Here is a 1,466-nt window from a genome sequence, read left to right as displayed (position 1 = left end):
CCCGGCGTGCGTGCGCTGGACGGCGTGGACCTTGAGGTCAGGGCCGGGGAGGTGCATTGTCTGCTCGGCCAGAACGGTGCCGGGAAGTCCACGCTCATCAAGATTTTGTCGGGTGCGCATGCGCCGGATGAGGGGGAGGTGCTGCTGGACGGTTCGCCGGTGCGGCTGGCGCCGCCGACCGCGGCGATGGGGCATGGCATCGCCACTATTTATCAGGAGCTCGACCTGGTGGACGGGTTGAGTGTGTCGGAGAACATCTTCCTCGGTCATGAGATGGCCAGGTGGGGGTTTTCGCGGCGGGCCGAGGCCGATCGGGCGGCGGCTGAGTTGCTGGGGCGGCTGGGGCATGGGGAGATCCGGCCGCGTACGGAGGTGGGCCGGTTGTCGCCGGCGCACAAGCAGATCGTCAGTATGGCGCGGGCGTTGTCGCATTCGGCTCGGTTGATCATCATGGACGAGCCGTCGGCGGCGTTGGCGCATGACGAGGTGGAGAACCTGTTTCGGGTGATTCGGGATCTGACCTCTGCGGGTGTGGCGGTGATCTACATCTCTCATCGGCTGGAGGAGATCCGTCAGATCGGGGATCGGGTCACGGTGTTGAAGGACGGGCGGACGGTCGCGGTGGGGCTGGCGGCCAAGGACACGCCGACTTCGCAGATCGTGGCGTTGATGACGGGGCGGAATGTGGAGTATGTCTTTCCGTCGCGGCCGGGCCGGGACGCTCATGAGGGGCGGCCTGAGGTGTTGCGGGTGGAGGGGCTGACGCTGCCGGGCCGGTTTGCGGATGTGTCGTTCAGCATCCGGGCGGGGGAGATCGTCGGGTTGGCGGGGTTGGTCGGGTCGGGTCGTAGCGAGATCATCGAGGCGATCTACGGGGCGCGGCGGGCCAGTGGCCGGGTGGTGCTGGACGGTCGGGTGGTGCGTGGGGGGAGTACGACCCGGGCGGTGCGGATGGGGATGGGTCTTGCGCCGGAGGAGCGTAAGGCGCAGGCGTTGCTGCTGGATCATCCGGTGGCGCAGAACATCACGCTGGCGAGTTTGGGCCGGTATACGCGGCCGCGGTGGCTGGGGTGGCTGGATCGCCGGGCGGAGTTCGCCGAGGCCAAGCGGTTGTCGGAGGCGTTGGACATTCGTCCGCCGGATCCGCGGCGGCCGATTCGGACGTTGTCGGGTGGTAACCAGCAAAAGGCGGTGCTGGGGCGGTGGCTGGCCGAGGACCGCAAGTTGTTGTTGCTGGATGAGCCGACGCGTGGTGTGGATGTCGGGGCGCGGGCTGAGTTGTATGCGCTGGTGCGCAGGCTGGCCGATGACGGCATCGGGGTGTTGCTGGTGTCCAGCGAGGTGCCCGAGGTGCTGGGGCTGGCCGATCGGGTGCTGGTCATCCGTGAGGGCCGGATCGTCCATGAGGCGCCGGCCGAGGACCTGGACGAGCATCGGGTGCTCGATCTGGTGATGGTCTCCGCGGG

General features: G+C 68.0%; 1 protein-coding gene. It reads left to right on the top strand.

Annotated features, from left to right (window positions below):
- A partial coding sequence (locus ABZ860_RS42775) for a sugar ABC transporter ATP-binding protein (RefSeq protein ID WP_357232597.1) occupies window positions 1–1,466 on the top strand: 1,466 nt, incomplete at both ends.

Origin of the sequence: Microbispora sp. NPDC046973 (assembly GCF_040644495.1) — a bacterium.
GTDB lineage: Bacteria > Actinomycetota > Actinomycetes > Streptosporangiales > Streptosporangiaceae > Microbispora.
Note: the sequence above shows the minus strand (reverse complement) of the source record. Positions and strands in the feature narration are given on the sequence as shown.